The following is a 21402-nucleotide window of genomic DNA, read 5'->3' on the forward strand; positions in this document are numbered from 1 at the left end:
AACCGGGTTTCCTGCCGATGCACGTGGTGGTGCGCAGGGAATTATCGTGCCAACGCGGAACAGGGCTGAGGCTGAACCAGCAAGCGAAGGGAACGAAAATGGGCATTCTCAAGGCGCACACCGGCAACGGCAAGGTCCATCTCGGCGAGATCGATCCTGGCTTTCATGACGGATTGGACCGTGCGTCATGCGCGGCTGCAACCGCCGTACTGCACGCTGAATTGACCGAGATCCAGGAGTTGATGTACGCTGCCGGGCTTACGGGAATGCTGATCGTGCTGCAGGGTCTCGACTCTGCCGGCAAAGACGGCACGATTGCGCATGTGATGAGCGCGGTGAACCCGCAAGGCTGCCGCGTTGCCGGGTTCAAGGTGCCCACTCCGGAAGAGGCCTCGCATGACTTTCTGTGGCGGGTTCATCCGCATGCGCCGCCCCGCGGCGTCATCGCGATCTTCAACCGGTCACACTACGAAGATGTGCTGGCCGTGCGCGTGCACAACCTGGTGCCAACGGAAGTCTGGCGCGCACGCTACGCACAGATCAACCATTTCGAGAACCTGCTCGTCGACTCGCAAACGGTCATCCTCAAGTTCTTTTTGCATATCAGTAAAGAGGAGCAGAAGGAGCGGCTGCTGGAGCGTGAAAAGACGACCGAAACTGCCTGGAAGCTCTCTGCCGGCGACTGGCACGAGCGAACGTTTTGGAGCGACTACCACCGAGCGTATGAGGAGGCGATTGAGACATGCTCAACGCCGCACGCGCCCTGGTTCATCGTGCCTGCGGATCACAAGTGGTTTCGTAACTATGTGATTACGGAAGCAATTGTCGAGGCGTTGAGGCCTTACCGCCCGTCATGGGAGAAGCACCTGAAACAGGTGGGAGTCGCGGCGCGCGAGGAGCTCCAAAAGATGCGACTTGCCGGTGGGGCGGACGCCGACGGCATCGCTCCGGACAGCGGAAAGAGAAAGACGGAGTAGCCCTCCGGGCCGCTATCCGGCGTCATCGTTCAGCAGGCGGCGGCGCCAGATATCGAGCTGAGTCAGCGCCTCCATTGGCGTCATGGTGCCGGGATCCAGCGCCTTCATCTCTTCCAGGATCGGATGCGGCTCGGCCTCAAACAGTGTAAGCTGAACGCGCCTTGGCGCAGGCTGTGGCGCCTGTGCCCCATTGCTTCCAGCGCCCGGTTTGCTCTTCTCCAGCCAGCGCAGCACCTCGCGCGCTCGCTCGATCGCCTCCATGGGAAGGCCCGCCATGCGCGCCACCTGGATGCCGTAGGAGCGGTCGGTGCCACCTTCTACCACGCGGTGCAGCCAGATGATCATGTCACCTTTCTCTTTTACGGCAACCCGGTAGTTTCGCACCCCGCTGTTCTGGGCGGCGAGCTCGTTGAGATGGTGGTAGTGTGTGGCAAACAGAGTTTTGCAGCCGACGCGGAGCAGATACTCCGCAACCGCCCAGGCGATGGAGAGACCGTCGTACGTGCTGGTGCCGCGCCCAATCTCATCCAGCACCACCAGGCTCCGACCCGTGGCGTTGTTCAGGATGTTGGCCGTCTCATTCATCTCCACCATGAAGGTGGATTGGCCCGACGCAAGCTCATCGTGCGCCCCAACGCGAGTAAAAATGCGGTCGACAATTCCGATCCTGGCGCTATCCGCCGGCACAAACGAGCCGCACTGGGCAAGCAGAACGATGAGCGCAGTCTGGCGCAGATAACTGCTCTTACCGCTCATATTTGGGCCCGTGATGATAAACATCCGTTGATCCGGCTGCATCAGGCAGTCGTTGGGTATAAACGAGCCCTGTTCAGCCAGCTGCTCAATAACCGGATGGCGCCCGGCCTTGATGTCGACCGACTCCGATTCGTCGACCTCCGGCATCACCCACCGTCGACGCACAGCCGCCTCCGCGAAGCAGGCGGTCACATCCACCGCCGCCACAGCGCGCGCAAGTCCGAGTACCTGCTCTGAGCTCCGAGCAACGGAGTCGCGAACAGATGCGAACAGCAGCGCCTCCAGCTCCACGCTTTTCTCCTCGGCGCCCAATACGTGCGCTTCGTACTCCTTCAGCTCCGGAGTGATATAGCGCTCGCCACCGGCGGTTGTCTGCTTTCGGATGTATTCGGCTGGCACCTTTGCAAGGTTGGCGCGCGTAACCTCGATGTAGTAGCCGAAGACGGCGTTGTAGCCAACCTTCAGCGAGCCAATCCCGGTTCGTTGACGCTCGGTTGTCTCCAGGTTGGCAATCCAGATGCGCGCATCCTGACCGCCTGTTCGCAGCCTGTCGAGTTCGGCATCGTATCCCGGCCGGATAATCCCACCCTCCCGAAGGCCCGCAGGCGGCGACTCCACAATCGCGCGGGCAATCAACGCCTCGGCTTCAGTCGGGCGCAAAAGCAGCTCGCGCTGTGCGGCCAGCAGAGGCTCAATCGGATCGGCAAGCAGCGCGCCAATGTCGGGCAGGCGTGCCAGACCGTCGTGCAGGGCAATGAGGTCGCGGGCATCGGCGAGGCAGGCCGAGGTGCGGCTCATCAGCCGCTCCAGATCGCCAACGCCTCGCAACAACCGGCGGATTTCCGTTCGAAGCAGTTCGTTTCGTGCCAGGTGATTGACGGCGGCATGGCGCCGGCGTATCGCGGCAACGTCCAGGAGCGGCTCGTCGAGCCAGCGGCGCAGCATACGCCCACCCATCGGGGTAAGCGTCTCGTCCATGACGCCGATCAGTGTGGCCGCGCGCCCACCGTCGCCCATTGGAGCTGTGATCTCCAGGTGCCGCCGCGCGGCGCCGTCCAGCACCATGTAGTCGCGCGTGGAATACGTGCCCAGGTTCCTGATATGCGCCAGAGCCGCAGCCTGTGTTTCGCGCAAGTAGCGCAGCACCAGGGCACAGGCGTCCAAACCGGCCGTAAACTCTTCGCAGCCGAATCCGCGCAGCGAGGTCGTGCCAAAGTGGTTGAGCAGCTGCTGCCGGCTGCTGTTACCTGGCGCTGTCGCGCGGTCTCCACCTGTAAGCTGCAGGCTTGCGTCGCTAGTTCGCCGTATCGCATCGAGCACGGCCTCCGGCGTCTCAGCCGGAACCAGGATTTCGGCTGGACCCAGGCGGGCGATTTCGTCCAGGAGTCGCGTCTCGCGTTCGCCGCCGGTGAGCTCCGTGGCCAAAAACTCACCGGTCGAAACATCCACAACACCAATGCCGGCAACCGGATCGCCGACGACGGCGGCCACGAGATAGTTGTTCGACCGCGCCTCAAGCATCGAGTCTTCAAGAACGGTGCCGGGCGTTACAATCCTGGTGACTTTGCGTTTGACGAGGCCCTTGGCGTATCGCGGGTCCTCCATCTGCTCCATAATCGCAACGCGGCGACCTGCGCGGATCAAGCGGGCGAGATAGCGTTCGACGGCATGGTAAGGCACACCGGCCATGGGAACGCGCGTGCCACCGTCTTCGCGCCCGGTGAGCGTAATCTGCAGATCGGCGGCAATCAGCACGGCGTCTGGACCGTAGGCCTCGTAGAAGTCACCAACCCGCATCAAAAGCAGAATGGAAGCATTTTCGGCACGGGTAGCAAAATACTGCCGCATCAGCGGCGTGTTGCCGCAATAGTTTTCCGGCAGCTCTTCCGGCGCCGCATTCGGCTTTTGGGTCATGGCTGCAGTATACGTTTGCCGTGCCGGGGCGTCAAGGCGAGCCAAACTCATGCGCAGCAAGGGCCGATCAGGAAAGCCCTGGTCGGCCCTTGTCGATCTGCGCACTACTCTGAAACGTCACGCTTAACGGCTTGTGTGGACTCTGCCCCCTTCGAGATTCTGTTCGATAAGTAACACCGAACGAAGATATCGACCTTGTGCTGTTCACCGTATATTTGCCCGGGGGCGCCTGCATTGCTGCCGGCGCTGATCCCCCGGACTGTTTGGTGAGACAGTCCTTTAGAAAGGAGGTGATCCAGCCGCACCTTCCGATACGGCTACCTTGTTACGACTTCGTCCCCCTCGCTCCCCACACCTTCGGCGGCTGGCTCCTTGCGGTTACCCCACCGACTTCGGGTGCAGACAACTCAGGTGACGTGACGGGCGGTGTGTACAAGGCCCGGGAACGTATTCACCGCAGTTTCGCTGACCTGCGGTTACTAGCGATTCCGACTTCACGCAGGCGAGTTGCAGCCTGCGATCCGAACTGAGAACGGATTTTTGAGATTGCCTCCACCTCACGGCTTCGGATCCCTTTGTGTACCGTCCATTGTAGCATGTTTGTAGCCCAGGGCGTAAGGGCCATGCTGACTTGACCTCGTCCTCACCTTCCTCCGAGTTACCCCGGCAGTTTCCCAATAGTTCCCGGCATTACCCGCTGGCAAAATGGGATGAGGGTTGCGCTCGTTGCGGGACTTAACCCAACATCTCACGACACGAGCTGACGACAGCCATGCAACACCTGTCTCTCTGTCTCCTTGCGGAGAAGGCCACTTTCATGGCATGTCAGAGGATGTCAAACCCTGGTAAGGTTCTACGGTTATTGACGTATTAAACAACATGCTCCACCGCTTGTGCGGGCCCCCGTCAATTCCTTTGAGTTTCAACCTTGCGGCCGTACTCCCCAGGCGGGATACTTAATGCGTTAGCTGCGGCGCCAGAGGAGTCGATACCCCTGACACCTAGTATCCATCGTTTAGGGCTGGGACTACCGGGGTATCTAATCCCGTTCGCTCCCCCAGCTTTCGCGCCTCAGCGTCAAGAGTGCCCCAGGAGACCGCCTTCGCCAGTGGTGTTCCTACCGATATCTACGCATTTCACCGCTACACCGGTAATTCCATCTCCCCCTTGCACCTTCAAGACTGCCAGTATCCACCGACCCTCCGGAGTTGAGCTCCGGGCTTTCACAGCAGACTTGGCAACCCGCCTACGCGCGCTTTACGCCCAGTAACTTCGGACAACGCTCGCCCCCCACGTATTACCGCGGCTGCTGGCACGTAGTTAGCCGGGGCTTATTCATGTGGTACCGTCATTTGTTTCTTTCCACATAAAAGAGGTTTACATTCCGAAAAACTTCATCCCTCACGCGGCGTCGCTGCGTCAGGCTTTCGCCCATTGCGCAAGATTCCTAATTGCTGCCCCCCGTAGGAGTCTGGGCCGTATCTCAGTCCCAGTCCGGCTGACCATCCTCTCAGACCAGCTACCCGTCGAAGCCATGGTAGGCCGTTACCCCACCATCAAGCTGATAGGACGCAGGCCCATCTGAAAGCCGATTGCTCGATTTATTCACAGTGGCATGAGCCACCGTGGACACATCCGGTATTAGCAGCTCTTTCGAACTGTTGTCCCGGTCTTTCAGGCAGGTTGCCTACGCGTTACGCGACCGTTCGCCGCTAGATTACACTCCGCCTTGCGTTGGAATATAATCCCGCTCGACTTGCATTTCTTAGGCACGCCGCAAGCGTTCGTCCTGAGCCAGGATCAAACTCTCCAATAGATTATCGTGAAACACGATACGGCGCCGTGGCGCCACATCGCGAATCGCTATCGTACGTTTGGATCCCCGCTCGGTTTTTTGAAGTTACTTATATTTGCAGATTCTGTCGTTGAACAGAGTCCACACAAAGCGTCAAACGTGACTTTTCAAAGTTCGATCAAACCGCTGGAGGTACTGTGACCGCCCCACCGGCAAGAGAAGAGGATACCGGATGGAAACGGCTATGTCAATGCCTTGAGCCACTTTCTTTGAGAAAATCCGAAAATAGTTTGCCGCGAACCCTCCGGGAGCCGACATGGCGGGCCGCTAGCGGCGTTGCTTCACGCCCCCCGGCCGGGATTGAACCGGGTCATAGCCAGCTCAAAGCCATGCTGAATCGCAAACTCCACGGCGTCGGCAGCCAGCTCACACGCTATGTCCATCTCTGCCTGCTCTTCTTTGCGGAACCGGGAGAGCACGTGCTGAACCAGGTCCGCCGACCGGCTGCCCCCTACGCCGATGCGGATCCGCGGCACACTTTGCGTATCGAGTCGCTCCATCACATTCTGAAGCCCGTTGTGCCCGCCGGCAGAGCCCTGGCTTCGGAGCCGCAGCTTGCCGAGCGGCAAGTTCACGTCGTCCATCACCACAACAATATGGCTGAGCTCCACGTGGTGGTACCGCACGGCTGCAGCCACGCTGGTTCCGGAGAGGTTCATAAATGTAAGGGGCCGCAGTAGAACCACCCGGGCGTCACCGATCCGTCCAACGCCGACAGCGCCCTGAAACTGGCGGCGCGCCACCGCAATGCCGTGCCGCGCGGCAAGCTGCTCGATCACCTGAAAGCCGACGTTGTGACGCGTGCCGGCATATTCCCGCCCCGGATTGCCGAGACCGACCACCAGGAACAGTGGCGTCGCATCGGCGGAGGGGACCGGCGCCTTTTGGAATCGTTGAAAGATGGATGGCATTGCGGGGTTGAAGCGATAGCGGCGCCACGCGAAACATGGTACCCGCCGGCCAGATGGCGGCCACCGGATGGAGATGCGCTAAGCGCGGAGCCCGGAATCATCGAGAGCAACAGCCGATATCGGCGAGCGGAATCCGTCGAGCCCGGCGCCGAACCGGACGGCGGGACTCAAGGCATGGCCGAGCGAGCAAAACCGCGGTAAAGACCGCACGCCGGACGCGAACCGGAGCCGCTTGCGAGATTGGACACGGCCTTTGATGAACGAAATCATGCCGAGGCAACTATGCCGATGGCACAACGGCGCGATATCTGGCACTAATCGTGAGTGACCGGTGGGAGATGCCCAATGAATTCAGTACTGGAAACGGAACACCGTTGCGTGCGATGATCCCCTACCGAGCGGGCCGCTCCGCCGCGCTGCAGCTGCTTCTTGCCAGCGCTGCGGCGGCCGTTTTCTCCCTGGCGACCTGGAGCAGCATCCGCCATGCCGATCGGCTGAGGGACGAGATGCGCGCCACCAGCTCAGCGCGCGACGCGCTTCAGCAAGTCACTTCAGCGGTGGATGACGCCGAGAAGGGCGAACGCGGGTACCTGCTGACGGGCAGGCCGATATTCCTTAATGCCTACTACGACAGTGTAAGCCAGGTCGAGCGACAGCTTCAGAGGGTTCGGCTGCTCGTGCGCGGCGACCGGAGCTTCGCGCGCTTGACCGCGGCCATCAGCGGTCTCGCTGCGGATCGGCTGCGGGAGCTCCACCAGACCATACAGATCAGCCGATCCGGCGACCGCGCGGCCGCGGCGGCCGTGGTGAATGGCGGCGCGGACAACGGGACGATGGATGCGCTCCGGTCGCAAGTGACAGCTGCGCGCGACTATCTGCAGAATTCAATTTCGGACCAGTCCACAGCCGCCGGCCTGCAGATCCGTGTGGCCGGCGCCATAGCGCTCGCCGTAACCCTGCTGACGGTCCTGATGTTTACCGCCGCCTCGATTCGGTTGATGGGCAGTCGGCGACGTGAAGTGCGGGCGATCGCCAACCTGGCTGCCCTGGAACTGCGCGCCGAGGCGATGCTTCGGAGCATCGGTGATGCCGTTATAGCCGCAGATGCTTCCGGCCGCGTCACGCTGATGAATGCCGCCGCCGAACGTCTGACCGGATGGAGCATGGAGGAAGCAGCCGGCCGCTCCATTACGGACGTTTTTGTAGCAACGGATGATCAGAACAACCTTCCGGCTGAGTCGGCATTTGACCGTATCCAGCGCGCAGGAACGGTGATCGGCGTCTGCAACCACACGGTTCTGCACACAAGAACGGGAAACCGGATACCCATCGACAATAGCGGCGCGCCAATTCGCGATGAGGACGGAAAGCCCAGCGGCGTGATCCTGTGTTTCCGTGACTGCAGCGAACGTGGCCTCGCGGAGCTGGCTCTGCGCCGCTCCGAAGAGCGGTACCGGGCCATGTTCGAGAGGAACCCAACACCGATGTGGGCGTACGACCGCGAAACGATGGCGTTTCTGGAGGTCAACGACGCAGCGATCCGCCAATACGGATACTCTCGCGACGAGTTCCTCGCGATGCACGTCAACAACCTGTGGCCCTCCGAAGTTGCCGAACAGTTCGCCAGGATGGCCCGCGAAGAGCCGGCCGGCTTTCGAGCCTCCGAGTTCTGCAGGCACCGACGCAAGAACGGTGAGGTCTTCCACGTGGAGATCTGGTCGGATAAGATGGTACACGCAGGACGGCAGGCGGTTCTGGTGTTGGCAATTGACCGAAGCGAAACCGCCAGGGCACAGGCGGCGATGGAGGAGCTCAACCGAACGCTGGAGCAGCGCGTCGCATCACGCACCCGGGAACTTGAAGCCGCGAACGCCGAGCTCAGTGTGTTTATTGATGCGACAGCGCACGATCTGCGCGCGCCGGTGCGTTGGGTTCGTGGCTATGCACATGCCCTTTGCGCCGATTTTGGTGACGTACTGCCCGACGAGGTGATCAGCATCGTCAAGCGCATTGATCGTGCAGGCGGGCTCCTGGGCGAACTGGTCGACGGATTGTACCGGCTCTCTTTTGCCGCACGGGCGCCTATTCAGCCGCGGGTTGTGGATGTGAGCGGCATCGCACGCTCGCTCCTGAGCCAACTGCAGCTCGCCGAGCCGGAACGCCGTGTGGAGTTTCACGTCCAGCCCAACATCGAGGCGTATGCCGATGAGGAGATGCTCACCGTGGCATTGACCAACCTGATCGGAAACGCATGGAAGTTCAGTCGCGATTCCAACCCCGCAATCATCGAAGTGCAGTCGCTGCAGACGCGCGACGATATGGACGTTATCGTTGTGCGCGACAATGGAATTGGCTTTGAAAGCGCCAAGGCGTCGGAGGCGTTCGAGCCGTTCAAGCTGGTTCATCATGGCGGCTTTGACGGTAGCGGCCTGGGCCTGGCCACGGTAAAGCGCATTGTGGAGCGCCACAACGGCGCCGTGGATGTGGTGGCGTCTCCCGGCAGTGGAGCGGTTTTCCAGATCACGCTGCCGAAATCACCGGTGGTACCGGCGGAGCTTCAGGTAGCGTAGTCAAACCGTCTAGCTCTGCGTGGTCAGGTTTTTGACTCGATAGCCTGCCACCAGCGCTGCAAGCATAACGGTGAATATGCCCTGCACCACCAGGTAGGTTCCCCACGACCCGGGGGCGGGAATGCCCATCTTCAGCCACGCCAGCGCGGTCGTCCATGCCGCCACGACCACAAAAAGCGCTGCCGGGCGCCGGCAGGTTGCGGCAACGTGGACCGCGGCGGCAATTGCTGCCGCCAACAGCACCGCCGATCCCACGCCGGCGCTGAGCAGGTGGTGCTCCTTCACCCAGTAGCTCTTTACGTTCCAGATGGTAAGCACTATCGGCATCACGGCGCCAATTGCCAGGGTCAAAGCACGCCGCCGGTACGAGATCAGTAACAGAAATGGCGCGGTGAATATGAAGGGCGCGGCGCCGATAAACCCTGGCAGGTTATCCATGCCGTCGGTCACCATATAGAACACCAGCAGATCGAGCATCAGCAGAACCATCAGCCAGGCGACCGGCGTGGTGTGATCCTGCTCCACTTCGGGAGCGGCGATCTCCTCCTGCGGGCAGCTCCACCAGGCCCAGCCCAGTACGATGCCGGCGATCAAGCCGAAGCCGCACTCCGCGACTTTCCACCAGTCCCACCATCCCGAGGTCAGCGTGCCCAGGTGCGCCTGACCAAAGTTGTAGGCCAGCACCCCAATCAAGAAGCCGGCGCCTCCGCCGATGGCGCCAAACACGCCAAGCCTTACGGTAACTTGATCTCGGCAGCGAGCTGCCAGCGCCAGCAGTACTACAAACACGCAGCTGATACCCGCCCAGCCTTCGTCGCGCGGCCGGCTGCCCGCGTGGCCGCTGAAGTAGATCAGTTTCGGCTCATTGATGAAATGGTACAGAATCATCCCGAGAATCAGCGCCAGGTTGAAGCCCAGCAGGAGTTCTCGCATCTTGTACTTGCGGCTGCTCAACGACATCCCGATAAACAGCCCACCGAGCCCGCCCCACTCGGCGCCCTTGATGAGAATACCGAGGCAGCCCCACAGCATCGACCCGGGATGCGTGGCGACTGCAACCGTCTGCATATAGGTCTCTTCGCCGCCGATACCAAATCCCAGCGCCCCGGCGGCGGCAATCGCCCAGAACTGCGTTGCCCCGTACCGGCGGCGCGAGGCAAGCGCCAGTGCCATGGCAACCAGCGCGCCGGGCACCATCGCGCCCCGCGGTCCGCCGTACTGGCCGCGAAGCCCCCACCCCAGCGACATGGCGATGCCGGGCAGCAGCACCGCCAGCCAGCGATTCACCGATCCAGCAGGCTTATCCATGTTCATGGTGGCCTCCATGCTTCTGCGCGGTCCTACTGCCGACTGTGTGGACCGAATGTCCATTGGAAACCGACATAGGCCATCAGGTCGGCGCTGCCGCGGATGCTGCGCCCCGCAGAGAAGAGAAGGTGATGGCCGTCATCAAAGTTGTACTGGCCGCCAAGATTGAAATCGAATTGCGACTGCTGTCCGGTCCCGCTGGATGTTGAAGCAAACAGCTCACCGCCAAGCGTAAGGCGTCGATTCAGATCCTTCTGCAAGAGCCAGCCGCCAAACCACCAGTTGCGATTTCCCGCACCGGGATTGATCCAGTATCCGCCGCCGCCGTAACTGGTCCAGGCGCCCCAGCTTTTCTGGAACCAGATCGGCAGATATATCTGCAGGTGGCCGCTCCCTAATCCGCGGACCTGGTTCCCGGTGGGGACCTCCACCAATGGAAAGATGCCCGCCATTGGGCGCCGGCGGCCTTCCTGCATGAAGCGGTACTTCACGCCAACTTCGGTATCTCCGTAACCCCAGGCCATGGGCGCGGAGGGCGCCTGTGCGAACGCCATAGGCAGAATAATGTGTAGCTGGGTGTTCGGAGCCACACCGTTATTGATCTCGATGTGAGGCAGCGTTCCGAAACTCCCAGGCGGTCCGTGCTGGTACATCATCGAAACATACGCCTCCCAATGGTGGAGGCTGACCGGCTCGGGGTCGTCCGTAACAAACGGCGGTCCGTCAGCGGCGGCGCGCAGGCCAAACGCGCATGCGAACAGCGCCACCAGCGCCGCGGCTGCCAACCCACGATGAAACCTGGACTTCACGAAGATACCTCGGTCCGGCCAGCCGGGCGTTGTCTTGCCCGCTCGCCCGCAGATTCGCGGCAGCGGGCTGCGGTTCCTGCCGTGGGATCGAAGCGTTACTCGCCCGGTACCTGTGCCGCGAGCCGCTTCGGAGCCAACAAACGGTAGCTGCTTCTCATCAGGGCCGCCACCTCCTCCCAATCGGTTTCGCCAACATCCAGCCTTACGCCAACCCAGCCGTTGGGACCCACGTAGGGCGGAACAAAGAACACGGCAGGATCGGCGGCGACGAGCAATTGCTGTTCACCGGGCGCCGCTTTGAGCCATAGAGCGTACTTGCCGTCGTTATGGTGATTATCGCACAGCCACGCAAACGTTTTGCCGCGCACGCGGTAGGTGATATGCTGACCTGGGACAACGTCGGCCTCCGGCAGTAACTCACACGTACGCGCTAGCCTGGCCCGCGTTTCATCCTTGTCAATCATCACCGCCGGACGCCGTTACCGCCGGGCATCCAGACCACGCCAGCTGTGGGTCCATCCGCCGGGCGCTGTGCTCTCCACCATGAAGCGGTCGTCCTCCAGGCGCGATGTCAGCGGCGCGCCATTTTCGTCCACCGTATACCGGTCACCCAGAATGCCGCTGGCGATCAGGGCGGGAAGGGAGCTCGGAAGGCTGTTATATGCAAGACGGTACGCGTACACCGCCCGTCCGATCGCAAGGCGTACAAAGTGCGCCTCGTTTTCACCGCGATGTTCGCGAACGGCCTCCGGCGGCAGCCTCAGCCACCGTATCTCCTCCACCTGCAGCGAACCGCTCGCGCTGCCCAATGCCGTAAATGCGACCGTGTGGTCGCCGGGCGCCAGTTCCATCGTGCCCAGGAGTAGATCGACCTCGCCCTCCTCCTCGGAGTTAAGGTTAAGTTCCATCACCGGTGACGGATGTGCGCCGGTGATAACTGCCTCCCAGCGGCCTCCCGACGGCGCCGTGAAGGCTGTGAGGCGCACCGCGCAGCGGCCTCCCTGGGCAACATGAAACGGCAGTTCCAGCCTCTCACCAGGCTGTACCGGCTGCCAGCGTAACGACGGGCGTCCGCCAAAGAAGCCGGCCGTCTCCACGGTCGGCCCTTCTTCACCGCTAGCGACAGCCCCGCTCCACGATCGCACCAGGTGGTGGCTCTCCCAGGGGACCCTGCGTTCGGCCCAGGACGGCACTCCGCCAAAGCTGCGCGCCGGGCCGGTCTGGTACCAGAATGCCACGCTGGAGTAGAAATCGGGCCGCTCGATGTACCACGCTTCTTCGGGATCCTCCCGGTTCCCCTTGTGCTCGATCGTCACCTTCAGAGACTTTGTGAAGTGGACCGGATCCAGAACATGCCATCGGTAACAGACGCCGCTGTCGCCTGCAGACCAACCCTGCCAACGCGGTTGGCCAAACCAGGCGCCCGTGCGCGGCCGGAAGCCCCAGGCATCGTTGAAGTAGTCTTCCGTACCGGTGCCCTGGAGGCTCGGCACCTCCTCGCCATCAATATAGAAGAAGTCATCTCCCTCGCCAAACCAGCCATCCTGGGCCAGAGTCACCGAGAGCACCGTCCCCACGTATTGCCCGGCTCCCTCGATATCGGCCAGCAGGTAGTCGCGCCCCATAACGGCAGGATACTCCTGACGATAACGCGCATGGAAGCGCGGCGTGCCGGGCGGCAGCTCCGGTAGTTCCACCCAATCCACCTGCCAGTAAAGGCCCGACGACCGATCCGGATTATCGTTGGAGATCACGATTCTTGCCGATTTCTCGAACGGCATCCGCCAGTAGCAGGTGAGGCTGCCGCTTGGCGACACCTGGACCGGCACGCTCTCCACCGAAGCGGGCGTACCCTGCCCCACGGCGAAGAAGTCGGCAAGCGGCGCCTCCACACTCGGCTCCGCGGCTCCATCCCAATAGATGCGGAGCGTTATCGCATTCAGTTCGTTCATGCCGCCGGAGTGGCTCGTCATCCATATATGGGTGATCATGCCCGGCCCATTGAGAATGGGAAATTCGAAAACCTCGCCCGGCGCGAGGCGCGTCATGTCGAAATTGCCGTCGTTCCAATTCGGCTGTTCGTTGCTGGAGATACGCCGGTTGCGGCCCGATGAGGGCGCGGCAAGCTGGCCGAGAAGATCGTTAAAAAGGGTCATGGTGGGTCGCCGCGCCGAAAGTAAAACGCCGAGAGAAGTGCATGACAATTCGGCGCCGCCGGCGGCCATCCCTGCGCGCGGCGAGTGGGCGGTGGGTGAGGTCCACGCTCCGACGACGCCTCAATAATCTACAGCCTCGGAGGTTGCCCGCCCGACGCGCCGGCCTAGTCAGCTATTAACCGTGAATCAAAACATTCCCGGCGCACCAGACTTCTCGGATGCGCCGGGAATGTAACTCCCAACTCAACGGCCTGGCCGGGCGGCGGGCCTAGCGCACAAAGCCTCGCATCGCCCGGACAACGGCGATCTGGACGGCACGCTCCTCGTGAGGGGTCTTCGGTCCGCCGCTTACGGCGGTAACCAGCGGTGTGAAGAGCAGATCGGCGCCAGCCTTGACGGCGTTGAACTTTTCGTCGCTCCGCCCGGTAACGCCCTTGCGCACGTACGCAAAGCGCCCGGTGGAAGCGTTGGCGATCACAATATTGATAATCGCCGTGGAGACCGTTCGCGGACCGAGATCGACCCACATACTGCGAGAGTGAAAGTTAAAGGCAGGCGCCACAACATACCGGGCGCCAACCGCCCGGCCCAGCCTGGTAAGCTCCCTCAATGTCGCAGGATGCGCCGAGGTCGGCCGCGGCATCCCAAGGCGCCGCCACGCCTCGGCGGCCCGCGTGCGGGATACGAGCGTGAAGCCGCCACGCTGCATCATCTCATCCACCGAGCGTACCGCGACAACGCGAGAGCCGTGAGCGCCGCTGTTGCGACTGAAAACGATGGGATATACAACAGCCGTACCCCGATTTGGCTGCGCGCCGGCGACCGACAGGATAATGAAAGTCATCGCTGCCGCGAAGGCGCCGACGTAGACCATGTGCCTGGTTGTTCTGTTCATATCGCTCCCCATTTCTGCCCGCGCTCGTAACCGAACCGCGCCGCCACGCTTTGTGCCGGCGCCTGTCACAAGCGCCTCGGCATACTGTTTTCATCGGACAACACCCGTGTATTGACGCTCGGTGGTTTCCGTTGGTTCCTGCCCACGCACGGCAGGTCCGGTTGAGACCTACCAGCGATGGCCGCGTTTAAACACGCATCATTGGGATTTGTTCGCACGGTACATTGGCACAGGAATCGATGGCGGCTATGGGTAATTGCACCGTGTTGTATCCGTGGGCTCGAGGTGCTATCGAACCAGGAGTTCTATGATGTTTTTCGCGAGACTCGGACGCGTCCTTGTAATCCGGCTGATTATCTTCGCGGTGGTGGGTTTAGTAATCCTCGTCGTAAGAGAGTGCAGTCACCAGCCGGCGGGCTATTCAAATCAGTCTTATCAGACTACCGGCGCCGGCGGCCCGTAGTCACGAAGAGGCAGCTAAGCCCTCCAGGGAACGGAGGGCTTAAATGCGTCGGATTGGTGGACCACGCCCGGTGGTGATGAGCACGATGTCACCACCATCGCCCTTTAGCTCGCCCGTGGTTTGCTCGATTCCGGCCGATCTGGAGCGAGCGGCGTTGGCCGGACGATTTCCACCGGTGGCGCAGTAGGTAAGATGGTTGCGCCATGAAGTTCTCCGCGCCCATCTTCTTGAAGGCCGTGGTGGCCGCGTTTCCTCGGGATAGGCGGCCATCGGCTACCGAAGCCGCGAACCTGCTTTTGCCGTTCGTGGATCAGAACTTTCGCCAACACTCCATTAAGATGGATGTCTGCAACAACACGATCCGTATCCCAAGGCGCGTCCACTTCATCGGACTTAGTGAGGCAGAACTGGGACAAGAGCTTGCGCTGCTGCCGACAGTGCAATGCCTCCGCACACGAAGTACTGACGGATACGAACGGCAGGCCGCCTTGCAGCATATCCTGACCCTGAACGAACCCTGATCGATCCCTTTCGTGGTGCTTCTTGCGGGAGATTATGTCGTTGAGATCATCGACGACATCATGGCCTCGCTGCCGCTGTTAGACGCTGAGGCATACGTAGAATTCGTCCGGGAGAATCGAGGCGTGATGCGCCTGCTGCGGAGAAAGGCGACCAGTTATTGGGATTGCTACTACCGCACCGCCCATCCCAATCGACACACCTATCCGGGCCTCGCCTTCCTGGATCAACTCGCAGTCTGGGCGAGTTAGACCCGAAACCGGGGCGGCCGGAGGACGGCGAGGGCACAGCGCGGCCATCCGGGCCTCGCTGTGGATTGGAGTGATCGCGTTTTTTATCTGCTACCACAATCAACACTCTGGTTGCGATTCTCGAACTTCCCGTGATCAAGGCCCCTGGATGCTCCGGCTGTACCTCGAAGGATGACCCCTCCTGCATCGTCTTACACAAACCGAAAATCCCGCTCGAAAGCGGGATTTTGAACCTAACACCTGGTGGGTCGTCAGGGACTCGAACCCTGGGCCCGCTGATTAAGAGTCAGCTGCTCTGCCAGCTGAGCTAACGACCCGGGCAAGCTCATAACACGTGGAGCGGCCCGACGGTGAGTATACCTCAGGCGCGAAGCGTGCAAACATCGAGCGTCAAGGCGCTGCGCCAGGCGCGGCTGGCGCGCGCTCACCGCCCGGCCAGGCATCGGCGCCTTCGGCGGCCAGCAGCTGCGCCAACGCGGTATCCCGATCGTAATGAGCCGTCACATCGTTGGTCTGTGCCTGCGTAAGCGCCGATTGGGCATCACTGACTTCCAGAAGCGGTGACTGGTTGGGCGTGTTGGTGATGCCGCTCTGAAACCGGACCTGCGCAAGACGGTACTGATCCTGCGCCTCTACGAGCGCCGCATGCGTCACGGCAAGCCGATCGGCGGCGTTTCGGAAGGTCAACCATGCCTCCTTCACCTGCAGCGCGATCGTGTCCATTACGGAGGCTTTGGCCGTTGTGGCGGCCTGAACATCGTCATGAGCCTCGCGGGCCTTGCTGCGCGCCTCCCAGCCATCAAAAACCGGAAGGCTGATCTGAGCCACAATCGCCTGCTCGGTATCCTGCGGCGCGAGGCCGGCCGATTCCGGCGTGTATTCAAACGTATAACCGAGGCTGACCTGCGGAGCCAGTGAGGCGCGGGCGAGCTGCACTCCACGCTTTGCCAGCGCAATCTGCGTATCGGCCTGCGCCGGCTCCGGGCGCAGCCGGTACGCCGTGGATAGAGCCGTGTCAAAGCTCGCCGGCGCTTTCGGAAGCGCTGCCGCCTGGGCGAGCGTAAGGGGCGTGTTGGTATCCAGTCCCAACGCATTATCCAGCACCGATTCGGCCAGGTTGATGCCGTTTTGCGCGGCAAGATCGGCCTGTTGGGCGTTTGCGACATCGGTCTGCGCGCGCAGCACATCGAACTGCGTTCCAACACCGGCTCCGCGGAACTTCTGGGCGGTTGCCAGTCGCGTCTGGGCGTTCTGCCGCGCGGCGAGCGTGACCGCGCGCGACGCCTGTGCCCGCAGCATGGAAAGGTAGGCGCTGCGCACGGAGGCCGTCACCACATTCCTTACGCGGTTGATCTCGAGGCGCGCATCCAGCTGCTGCAGCTGGGAGGATTGCACCCGTGCCCGTACCAGACCCGCCACGTCGATCGGCCAGATCACGGCCAGGCCGGCCTGCGTCTGGTCCTGCCGTGACAGGGTTATGGCCAGCGGCGCCGCGCCCGGCAGCGCGAAACGACCGATAACGGGAACACCGAGATGCGTTTGCGACGCGTTGAGGCTCAGCTGCGGATAGAATCCCGCCTGTGCGGCTGCAATCCCCGCTCCGGATTTTGCGGCGGCGATCTCGGCCTGTTTCAACTGCTTGCTGTTGCTCAGCGCCGTGCTTATCGCCGCGCTCAGCGAGAGTGAGGTCGGCGCGGGATGCGAGCCGGGTTGGGTGGTCGGCGTTTGGCTGACGGCCGGCGCCGAAAGGAGCACTGCCGCCTGGACTGCGGCTGCGATGCGTACTAGGTGAAGGCTTCGATGGGGTTCGATCATGCTTGGAAAGAGTTCCTCACGACGGTGTGGTTTCGGCGAAAGCTGTGAGCGTTTCTGCCACAATCAGGTACGAATGGCGGGCCGGTGGCTTCTTCAACACCGCCATGCCGATCGACGATCGCGGGCGCAATTCGTGGTTACGACGAGTGTACCGCCTTCGGGCGGCTCCGCGCGGTTTACCATCATTCGGTGGCGCGGCCGGCACGGCGGTGCGTGGCTGCTGGCGCGGCGGCAGCGGCAGAAATGGATTCTTATGCCAAGGTTCACGGGCGGGCTCGTGACGGTGTACTCGGAGAACATCTCCCGAGCCATGGAGTTTTACGGGAAGATACTCGGCCTCGATGAAACGTACCGTTTTCCCCGCGAGGGCGGACCCGAACATGTGGAGTACCGGTTAGGTGAGATGACGGTTGCAGTCAGCTCACCGGCCGGCCTGGCTTCTCACGGTATGCCGCCGCCGTCGCCGGGACATCCGTTTGAGATCGGCATGAAGACCGACAACGTGGACCAGCTGATCGATGAGCTGCGCAGCCAGGGCGTGACCATCGTCAGGGAGCCATTTTCCAGCGCAGCCGGTAACCGTACCGCGTACTTTGCCGACCCCGACGGCACCTGGATATCCGTTTACCACAAACTGCCGAAATAGATCGGGCTGCGCGCGCCGCGGCGCCATGAATCGTGCCGCTGCCGAATTCGCCTTGACAAACACGGCAGCGAGCGGTAGACTGTTATTTGCGATGCGGGGTGGAGCAGTCCGGTAGCTCGTCGGGCTCATAACCCGAAGGTCGTCAGTTCAAATCTGACCCCCGCTCCCATATGCGGTGTTACCGCAGGCAAAACTGAATAAGTCAATCGCTCCCTCAATCCGAAGGGAACGTGAACCGGATGCCCCGGCAGTAGACATTTACGAAGATGTCTGGTGCCGGGGCTTCCGCGTTTCGGAATGCGGACGGGACGGCCGGCTTTTTCGCTCCAGGAGATAAAGGAAATGTACTGGATATTCAACGAGACCATAAACAAGATTCGTGAGATTACCGGCCTTCCGGCGCCGGACGATAAGGGTTGGATCCATACCGCGTGTCCGGTGTGCGGCAAGGCCAACAAGGTTTCGCTCTGGGCTGATCCACCGCGAACGAACCTTACCGTCGCGTGCTGGTGCGAGCACGCTGACATAGTAAAGGGGCTTGGGCTAGAGCAAACCAGAAGGTTGGAGGTACTTGGATCGCTAAGGCAGGATCAGCCCGCCAAACGGCGTTCATAAACCGCGCCAGCGTCCCACCGGCGTTAGTCGACAGTCCGTCGAAACGCGTACAATCTTACGCGCACGCCTGATCGGTATGCCCGCCGACATCAGCAATTGCGCCACCGCAGCTCGCTGGGGAGCGCAATTCCTGATGTCTGAAGGTGTTACGGCCAGGCGAGCCTGTAAGATCGCGGGCCCCTCTACGGCGGCGCCGTATCGCAAGAGTGCGCCGGACAAGGACAGCGACCTACGCGAAAGGCTGTGCCAGGCCCGGCGGCCGAGCATGGGCTACCGCATGGTGGACGCGCTTGTTCGGTCGGAGTTTGCGCCGCTGAACATCAGGCGGGTTCACCGGATCTGGAGGGAGGAGAAGCTCGGGCGGATGAGGCGCTATCGCAAGAAGCGCACTGGCGAGAGCGCTCCAATCAAAGCCGACGCTCCGAATCAAGTCTGGTGCATCGACTTCCTGTTCGATACCTGCATGAACGCCACGCGGCTCGAGATTCTGGGGGTCAAGGATGAGTACACGAAGGAATGCCTGGCACTGGAGATCCGCTCCCGGTTTCGGTTAAGGACGTTAAGCGCGTCGTTGAAAAGCGCTTCGAGGAGTACGGAACGCCACGGTTCCTTCGGTCCGATAACGGCGGCGAGTTTTTGGCCCGCACGCTCGTCGTGTTCTTGTCGGCTCGCGATACGAAGCCCTATTTCATCAAGCCAGGGTCGCCATGGCAGAACGGCTTTATCGAGAGCTTCAATTCTCGGCTGCGTGCTGAGTGCCTGGACGTAGAACTGTTTCACAACCTTGCGGACGCCGGGATCAAGCTGGCGGTATATCGCCGGTCGTACAACGAGGAGCGTCCGCATTCTTCGATCGGGTATGTGGCCGCGGCCACTTACGGCGCGTGCTGCCGGAATGCCGGTCGGGCTACGCCCTCCCTCCATTCCGGAAGCGAAATGTCTCAACCCACTGCGGATTCTAGCTAAGGTGTCTTCACCAGTGGGGGCAGACCACCTCCACCATAGGTGTCGAGAGGATTCTAGTTCACACGTCTTCAAATCCTGGGGGCAGACCACTTCGGCGCTCTTCAGAGGACTGACCAACGGTTTGCGGGATCACCGAAGGGATTCACAAATTGCCGCACTTGCGCCTGTCGTGGTAACAGGAACTGTCGAGCCCACCATTGAGTCACCACCTTGATCTTGAACAAGTCGCAAGGCACGCTAATTGCACTCGCATGTTCGCTCGCCCGAAATCAGAGTAAGCTTAGTCATGTGAGTGTTCTATTGAGCTAAGGGGCGACCTTCTTTCGCGACGCCGCTCTGTATGTATCCGCTTGCTGATCGGCAAGCGGATCAGGATAGAGCCTACGATCGAGGAGTTCGAGGAACTTTATTTCGTGCTTCGGCCTTGGAGACAGTTTGCCACCGACTTCAATAAGCTCAACCTCAGTCGCCTCACACGCCTTGCGAAACCGATCTGCCGAGAGACCGGATATATCGTTTCGCGCTCGGATCGCTGCGAAAAGGCGCCTACCGCGAGCGGACACCTTAACGAACTCGATAGCGAAGTCTAGGCTCAAAAAAGGGACTGCTGCTGCGACAGCATGCACATGACCGGGCGCTACCTTTATAAGCTCGGCTTCGAGATCCGCGATCCATTCGAACTGCGTGGGCCGAAGTATTGCCACCGTATCGGGAAAGATAATAAGGTCGAAGTCCGGGTCGAGCTTAAAGACGTTGTCCGTAATGAGATCAAGTTGCCCATTAAGGATATGCATCAGCTTCTTTCCGATGGTTCGCTTGAAGTAGCTCGCCCTCCGGACACCGACGCACTCGTTCTTGTGCTTATCACGGAGTTTTGCGAAATAGAAGTCAAGCTTGGAAGGGTAACTCAAAGCATCAGCGGATACGGGAATATTTTCCGCAGTAATCAAGCTCTTCAGCTTCGCGGCCACTGGGTCATCTACTGAACACTTCACGGGTGCGATAGATCCGTATTGTTCAGCACAGTCGAAAGTCTCCCACGTACTTGGTTCGCCAAGCTTGTCCAGGGTGTCCTTGAGCATCTGCGTAAGTTCGTTGGTCACGGCCGGTGTCACCGGTATGTGATAATGTCGGTCCTCGCCTGTCAACAACGCCACTGCGAACTCAGCATACTCGATTGAAGAGGTGTCTATTAGCACAGGTCTACTCACTTTTCGTATTCAATGAAGACGGTGTCGCTTAGCCGTCTAGCGGTTATCCTCTGGCGGGTACGCAAGGAGCGGCGCTTAGTCAGAAGAACGAGTGTATTTCTACCGCTCGCTGCATTAGAGGTGCCTTCGGTTTCGATCGTATAAACTCTGTAATCCGCTAAGGCGAAGACCAGATTCATGTAGTGGAGATTCATATGGGTGAATAGGAAAATGACGAATACCAGCGCGGCTAGCTCCGCCATTACATCTCGGACACTCGCGTAATTGTTCTGATAGAGAGGCATCACCATTGCGAAGAGGTAGGCTATCAAGTGGTCCCGATGGTCGGTTGCTGTTCCTACGACGAGCTCCTTGAAGTCCTGAGATTTTCCGGCGATATAGACCCGAAGTGCTAGAACTCCAGCAGGGAGTACGACAAGGATTAAACACAACGAAACATAGAGGGGATCGGCAATTAGTGGCTTCCCATCTATAGCAGGAACGCCTCTGATGGCAAGGAACACGAATAAGGGAGCCATGCTGCCGAGCACCATGAAGAAGCGGACAAACATTAATCCCTCTTTGGGCCGGATGGTTGTAGCACCAGGGCTCATAATAGTCTGTCCGTTTCGGGCTATGCTTCGTGTCAAGTTATTCACGTATCAGCAGTCAGTTGGTCCAACAGCACGCCGCGCCCATTGAGCTTTGCTGCGTGGTCTCACCGGCCGGCGGCGCTTTCCGCATGGTTGCTCCGCGCCAAGACATCCGTCGCATGGCCAGCGTGGG

Annotated in this window: 17 protein-coding genes, 2 tRNA genes and 1 rRNA gene; 8 read left to right on the forward strand and 12 right to left on the reverse strand. The window is 60.8% G+C overall.

Translation table 11 applies throughout. From position 1 onward, the window contains the following. The first annotated feature begins 98 nt into the window (after positions 1 to 98). Positions 99 to 977 carry a polyphosphate kinase 2 family protein gene (locus tag KGJ62_05520; GenBank protein MDE2126031.1) on the forward strand — a complete coding sequence of 293 codons (879 nt, stop codon included), beginning with the start codon at positions 99 to 101 and terminating at the stop codon, positions 975 to 977. 12 nt (positions 978 to 989) lie between these two features. Here the strand turns inward: KGJ62_05520 and mutS are convergent, their stop codons facing one another. The 3 genes from mutS to pth form a co-directional block, all read right to left on the reverse strand. Beyond that, positions 990 to 3647 (reverse strand): DNA mismatch repair protein MutS, encoded by a 2658-nt coding sequence (mutS, locus tag KGJ62_05525; protein MDE2126032.1) that lies wholly within the window; start codon positions 3645 to 3647, stop codon positions 990 to 992. A gap of 283 nt (positions 3648 to 3930) precedes the next feature. After that, a 16S ribosomal RNA gene (locus KGJ62_05530) occupies positions 3931 to 5463 on the reverse strand. A 320-nt stretch (positions 5464 to 5783) separates the two neighbouring features. Beyond that, positions 5784 to 6353, reverse strand: coding sequence for an aminoacyl-tRNA hydrolase (gene pth, locus KGJ62_05535; protein ID MDE2126033.1), 570 nt, complete (start codon positions 6351 to 6353; stop codon positions 5784 to 5786). 443 nt (positions 6354 to 6796) lie between these two features. On the opposite strand from pth, the gene KGJ62_05540 reads away from it, so the two are divergent. Further along, the gene (locus KGJ62_05540) at positions 6797 to 8983 is read left to right on the forward strand and encodes a PAS domain S-box protein (protein MDE2126034.1); all 2187 of its coding nucleotides are present in this window, start codon (positions 6797 to 6799) and stop codon (positions 8981 to 8983) included. A 9-nt stretch (positions 8984 to 8992) separates the two neighbouring features. Here the strand turns inward: KGJ62_05540 and KGJ62_05545 are convergent, their stop codons facing one another. The 5 genes from KGJ62_05545 to KGJ62_05565 form a co-directional block, all read right to left on the reverse strand. Continuing rightward, complete coding sequence (locus KGJ62_05545) at positions 8993 to 10297, reverse strand: hypothetical protein (protein ID MDE2126035.1); 1305 nt, start codon at positions 10295 to 10297, stop codon at positions 8993 to 8995. Positions 10298 to 10323: 26 nt separating this feature from the next. Further along, a complete protein-coding gene (locus KGJ62_05550; protein MDE2126036.1) occupies positions 10324 to 11100 on the reverse strand; it encodes a hypothetical protein in 777 nt (258 codons plus the stop codon). Between the two features lie 95 nt (positions 11101 to 11195). Next, the gene (locus KGJ62_05555) at positions 11196 to 11564 is read right to left on the reverse strand and encodes an MmcQ/YjbR family DNA-binding protein (protein ID MDE2126037.1); all 369 of its coding nucleotides are present in this window, start codon (positions 11562 to 11564) and stop codon (positions 11196 to 11198) included. A 15-nt stretch (positions 11565 to 11579) separates the two neighbouring features. Next, on the reverse strand, positions 11580 to 13256 hold the full coding sequence (locus KGJ62_05560; protein ID MDE2126038.1) for a DUF2961 domain-containing protein: 1677 nt from the start codon (positions 13254 to 13256) through the stop codon (positions 11580 to 11582). 268 nt (positions 13257 to 13524) lie between these two features. After that, positions 13525 to 14151, reverse strand: coding sequence for a hypothetical protein (locus KGJ62_05565; protein ID MDE2126039.1), 627 nt, complete (start codon positions 14149 to 14151; stop codon positions 13525 to 13527). Positions 14152 to 14657: 506 nt separating this feature from the next. Between KGJ62_05565 and KGJ62_05570 the strand changes: the two genes are divergently transcribed. From KGJ62_05570 to KGJ62_05580, 3 genes are read left to right on the forward strand one after another with little or no spacing between them, the layout of a single operon-like run. Beyond that, positions 14658 to 14801 (forward strand): hypothetical protein, encoded by a 144-nt coding sequence (locus KGJ62_05570; GenBank protein MDE2126040.1) that lies wholly within the window; start codon positions 14658 to 14660, stop codon positions 14799 to 14801. A gap of 16 nt (positions 14802 to 14817) precedes the next feature. Beyond that, on the forward strand, positions 14818 to 15135 hold the full coding sequence (locus tag KGJ62_05575) for a hypothetical protein (protein ID MDE2126041.1): 318 nt from the start codon (positions 14818 to 14820) through the stop codon (positions 15133 to 15135). Positions 15136 to 15147: 12 nt separating this feature from the next. After that, positions 15148 to 15384, forward strand: a complete 237-nt coding sequence (locus KGJ62_05580; GenBank protein MDE2126042.1) for a hypothetical protein — start codon at positions 15148 to 15150, stop codon at positions 15382 to 15384. A 241-nt stretch (positions 15385 to 15625) separates the two neighbouring features. Here KGJ62_05580 and KGJ62_05585 read toward each other — a convergent pair. Then, positions 15626 to 15701 (reverse strand) — tRNA-Lys (locus KGJ62_05585). Positions 15702 to 15774: 73 nt separating this feature from the next. Beyond that, positions 15775 to 17199, reverse strand: a complete 1425-nt coding sequence (locus KGJ62_05590) for a TolC family protein (GenBank protein MDE2126043.1) — start codon at positions 17197 to 17199, stop codon at positions 15775 to 15777. 253 nt (positions 17200 to 17452) lie between these two features. Between KGJ62_05590 and KGJ62_05595 the strand changes: the two genes are divergently transcribed. The 3 genes from KGJ62_05595 to KGJ62_05605 all read left to right on the forward strand — a co-directional run bounded on the left by KGJ62_05595 (position 17453) and on the right by KGJ62_05605 (position 19229). Further along, on the forward strand, positions 17453 to 17845 hold the full coding sequence (locus tag KGJ62_05595) for a VOC family protein (GenBank protein ID MDE2126044.1): 393 nt from the start codon (positions 17453 to 17455) through the stop codon (positions 17843 to 17845). Between the two features lie 92 nt (positions 17846 to 17937). Continuing rightward, a tRNA-Met gene (locus KGJ62_05600) sits at positions 17938 to 18014 on the forward strand. Between the two features lie 522 nt (positions 18015 to 18536). Further along, positions 18537 to 19229: an IS3 family transposase gene (locus KGJ62_05605; GenBank protein ID MDE2126045.1), complete on the forward strand. Its 693-nt coding sequence runs from the start codon at positions 18537 to 18539 to the stop codon at positions 19227 to 19229. 502 nt (positions 19230 to 19731) lie between these two features. Here KGJ62_05605 and KGJ62_05610 read toward each other — a convergent pair. Together KGJ62_05610 and KGJ62_05615 are read right to left on the reverse strand one after the other, a co-directional pair. Next, entirely contained in the window at positions 19732 to 20625 is an 894-nt protein-coding gene (locus tag KGJ62_05610) for a hypothetical protein (GenBank protein MDE2126046.1), read from the reverse strand. 8 nt (positions 20626 to 20633) lie between these two features. Beyond that, on the reverse strand, positions 20634 to 21230 hold the full coding sequence (locus KGJ62_05615; protein ID MDE2126047.1) for a hypothetical protein: 597 nt from the start codon (positions 21228 to 21230) through the stop codon (positions 20634 to 20636). Positions 21231 to 21402 lie beyond the last annotated feature (172 nt).

Source organism: Armatimonadota bacterium (genome assembly GCA_028871815.1).
Classification (GTDB): Bacteria; Armatimonadota; Chthonomonadetes; order Chthonomonadales; family Chthonomonadaceae; genus REEB205.

Excerpts from the sequence above, each read along its gene's own strand:
- KGJ62_05520 (MDE2126031.1), top strand. The coding sequence starts at position 99 with ATGGGCATTCTCAAGGCGCACACCGGCAACGGCAAGGTCCATCTCGGC.
- mutS (MDE2126032.1), bottom strand. The coding sequence starts at position 3,647 with ATGACCCAAAAGCCGAATGCGGCGCCGGAAGAGCTGCCGGAAAACTAT.
- KGJ62_05540 (MDE2126034.1), top strand. The coding sequence starts at position 6,797 with ATGATCCCCTACCGAGCGGGCCGCTCCGCCGCGCTGCAGCTGCTTCTT.
- KGJ62_05545 (MDE2126035.1), bottom strand. The coding sequence starts at position 10,297 with ATGAACATGGATAAGCCTGCTGGATCGGTGAATCGCTGGCTGGCGGTG.
- KGJ62_05555 (MDE2126037.1), bottom strand. The coding sequence starts at position 11,564 with ATGATTGACAAGGATGAAACGCGGGCCAGGCTAGCGCGTACGTGTGAG.
- KGJ62_05560 (MDE2126038.1), bottom strand. The coding sequence starts at position 13,256 with ATGACCCTTTTTAACGATCTTCTCGGCCAGCTTGCCGCGCCCTCATCG.
- KGJ62_05565 (MDE2126039.1), bottom strand. The coding sequence starts at position 14,151 with ATGAACAGAACAACCAGGCACATGGTCTACGTCGGCGCCTTCGCGGCA.
- KGJ62_05570 (MDE2126040.1), top strand. The coding sequence starts at position 14,658 with ATGCGTCGGATTGGTGGACCACGCCCGGTGGTGATGAGCACGATGTCA.
- KGJ62_05575 (MDE2126041.1), top strand. The coding sequence starts at position 14,818 with ATGAAGTTCTCCGCGCCCATCTTCTTGAAGGCCGTGGTGGCCGCGTTT.
- KGJ62_05590 (MDE2126043.1), bottom strand. The coding sequence starts at position 17,199 with ATGATCGAACCCCATCGAAGCCTTCACCTAGTACGCATCGCAGCCGCA.
- KGJ62_05595 (MDE2126044.1), top strand. The coding sequence starts at position 17,453 with ATGCCAAGGTTCACGGGCGGGCTCGTGACGGTGTACTCGGAGAACATC.
- KGJ62_05605 (MDE2126045.1), top strand. The coding sequence starts at position 18,537 with ATGCCCGCCGACATCAGCAATTGCGCCACCGCAGCTCGCTGGGGAGCG.
- KGJ62_05615 (MDE2126047.1), bottom strand. The coding sequence starts at position 21,230 with ATGAGCCCTGGTGCTACAACCATCCGGCCCAAAGAGGGATTAATGTTT.